Annotated in this window: 2 protein-coding genes and 1 pseudogene; 1 reads left to right on the plus strand and 2 read right to left on the minus strand. The window is 73.9% G+C overall.

The window, feature by feature from the left end:
* Both GJ633_RS15690 and GJ633_RS15695 read right to left on the minus strand, forming a co-directional pair.
* Nucleotides 1-1350: pseudogene (locus tag GJ633_RS15690) on the minus strand (anthranilate synthase component I family protein); the annotation flags it as partial.
* Between the two features lie 77 nt (nt 1351-1427).
* The gene (locus GJ633_RS15695; RefSeq protein ID WP_156589529.1) at nt 1428-1952 is read right to left on the minus strand and encodes a helix-hairpin-helix domain-containing protein; all 525 of its coding nucleotides are present in this window, start codon (nt 1950-1952) and stop codon (nt 1428-1430) included.
* Nucleotides 1953-2066: 114 nt separating this feature from the next.
* Here GJ633_RS15695 and GJ633_RS15700 point away from each other — a divergent pair, with 114 nt between their 5' ends.
* Nucleotides 2067-2525 (plus strand): transporter, encoded by a 459-nt coding sequence (locus GJ633_RS15700; protein WP_156589530.1) that lies wholly within the window; start codon nt 2067-2069, stop codon nt 2523-2525.
* Nucleotides 2526-2609 lie beyond the last annotated feature (84 nt).

The raw sequence follows: 2609 nt of genomic DNA on the forward strand, positions 1-2609 counted from the left end.
CGCCGCGATCGCGTCGGCGAGCCCCACGTCGGGGCGGGCCGCCCCCTCGATCAGGCTCACGAGGTGCATCACCTCGCTGTAGCGGTCCACGCGGCGGTATTCCGCGACGTCGACCGTCCCGAACCGGGAGACCTTCCCGAGGTCGTTGCGTTCCAGGTCGACGAGCATCGCGTGCTCCGCGCGCTCCTTCTCGTCGCCGGTCAGTTCCGCCTCCAGCGCCGCGTCCGCCTCGGGCGTCTCGCCGCGCGGTCTGGTCCCCGCGATGGGTTCCGTGCGGAGCCGAGCGCCGCGGTCCGGGTCGCCGTCGACGTCGACGGCGTCTCGCGGTTCCGCGCCGAGCGCGTCGGCCGGCGGGCGGCGTTCGAGAAGCAGCTCCGGGCTCGCGCTCACGAGGTCGACGCCGCGGTCCCCCCGAGAGAACTCGACGAGCCCGGAGTACGGCGCGGGGTTCACCGACCGGAGCGCGTCGTACGCCTCGACGGGGTGGACCGCGGCGGGCGCGCGGAGCCGCTGGGAGACGTTCGCCTGGAAGGTGTCGCCGGCTCGGACGCGCGCTTTGACCCGACGCACCGCGTCGGCGTACCCCGCGCGGCCGACGTCGCTCTCGAAGGTCGTGGTCGCGGCGTCTGCGTCGGGCGCGGACCGACGTCCGGATCGCCGGTCTCGATCCGGTCGATCAGGTCGCTCGCGCGCGCGCTCCCGGCCTCGAACAGCGCGTCGAGGGCGTCGCGGTCGGCGCTCCGGTCGTCGACCCCGGCCGGCACGCGCGGGCAGGCGGTCACGCGGAGGGTGACGGGCGAGTCCCCGTCGACCGGACACTCCCACGCGGCGACCCGGTCGAAGAGGCCGACCTGGAGCCGAGGGAGCCCGCGGTCGTCGACCGCCCCTGGCCCGTCCGGCGGTGCCGGCGGGAACGACCAGCTCGCGGGCGACGTCGTACGACAGCCAGCCGAAGGCGCCGCAGGGGTACGGCACCTCGCAGTCGCCGCGCGCGAGGGCCTCCCCCTCGACGAGTCCCTCCAGCGCCGCGAGCGTCGGCGCGGGACGCCGGTAGTCGCCGGTGGGGGACGAACCGCGCGCGTCAGCCGAGTCCCGACCGGGGCGATCGGCGACGACCGCGTCGCCGAAGGCGGTCAGCCGCTCCGCCGGATCGACCCCGAAGTACCCCCACCCGGACTGCCCGCCGGTCGTCTCGTAGAAGAAGCCGCCGGGGCCGTTCCGGGCGCGTCGATAGGCGGCGAACGGGTCGTCGACGACGACCCGGAGTTCGACCGGGACGCGCGCGTCCGGCGGCGCCGCGGCGGCGACCGCGCGGAACCGGTCCCGGTCGGTGCGTACCGATCGCTGCATGTGACCCGCTTCGGCGGCGACGAGGAAACAGTTGTGGTCGGTCGGCTGCCGCGTGTGGCAGTCAGCGGACGCCCGAGTCAGAACTCGCCGGCGCGCTCGATCCACGTCTGGGCGCGCTTCTCGCCGACGTTCGCGCCCTCGGCGACCGCGCCGGGGTCGGCCGCCGCGAGGTCCTCGACCGTCTCGATGCCGATCTCGGCGAGTCGCTCGGCGTACGCCGGGCCGATCCCCTTGAGATTCTCGACGTCGGCGCCGGCGTCGTCCTCGTCGACGGCCGTCTCGTCGCTCTCGTCTTCCGCCGTCTCGATGGGCTCGGCCGCCTCGGCTGGCTCGGCCGCCTCGTCGGGGTCCGACGCCGCCTCCTCGTCGACCAGCGACTCCGTCGAAGCCGCGGCGTCCGTCTCCGCGGCGACGGCGCTCGAGTCGTCCGCGGCCTCGTCGTCATCGGAGACGGCCTCGTCGGCGCCAGGGACGGCCTCGTCGGTGCTCCCGGCCGCCGCCTCCGGTTCGTGCTCGACGGTCACTTCCGCGTTCGTGTCCTCGCGTTCTGTCGGACCGCTCCCGAATCCGAGCTTTTCCTTGAGCTTCTGGAGTAGGGCCATGTGGGGACGTACGGTCGTGGGATATTTAAAAGCCGTCGCCGGTATCCGCGGCCGCGTCTCTCTCCTTGACCGCGTCCCGTCGATATATAAGTCGCCGCGGGCCGAACGGTGGGTATGAACGTTCTCGACCCGATCATGTGGTCGGTCCACGTCGGTTTCGCGGTCCTCTGGACCGGCAGCGTGCTGTTCGTCACCCTCGGTATCCTGCCGGCGGCGCTCCGGGGCGACGTCGGCGGCGAGGTCCTCGCCGGCATCGTCGGGAAGCTCCGGTGGATCACCCGCGTCGGGGCGGTCGCGTTCGTCGCCTCTGGCGGACACATGGCCGGCACGCAGTACACCCCCGCGGCGCTCACGGGCACCCCTCGCGGCCACCTGGTGGTGACGATGATCGCGCTGTGGCTCCTGATCACGGGGCTCGTCGAGGTCGGGAGCGCGAAGCTGACCGACGGGCTCGACGTCGGGAAGCTCCGCGAGCCCGCCCGCGAGGCCAAGCCCTTCTTTTACGGCGCCGCCGGGCTCTCCGTGGCGCTGATCCTCGTGGCCGGAGTGCTCGCGAGCCCGACGGTGCTCTGAAAGGAGCCGCCGAGTCGACGGAGCGATCGCGGGATCGGCGCCGGACCGCACCGCCCCGCGCCGACCCGTCCGCCGAGGCTGGGG

The organism is Halorubrum sp. CBA1125 (assembly GCF_009742825.1).
Taxonomy (GTDB): Archaea; Halobacteriota; Halobacteria; order Halobacteriales; family Haloferacaceae; genus Halorubrum.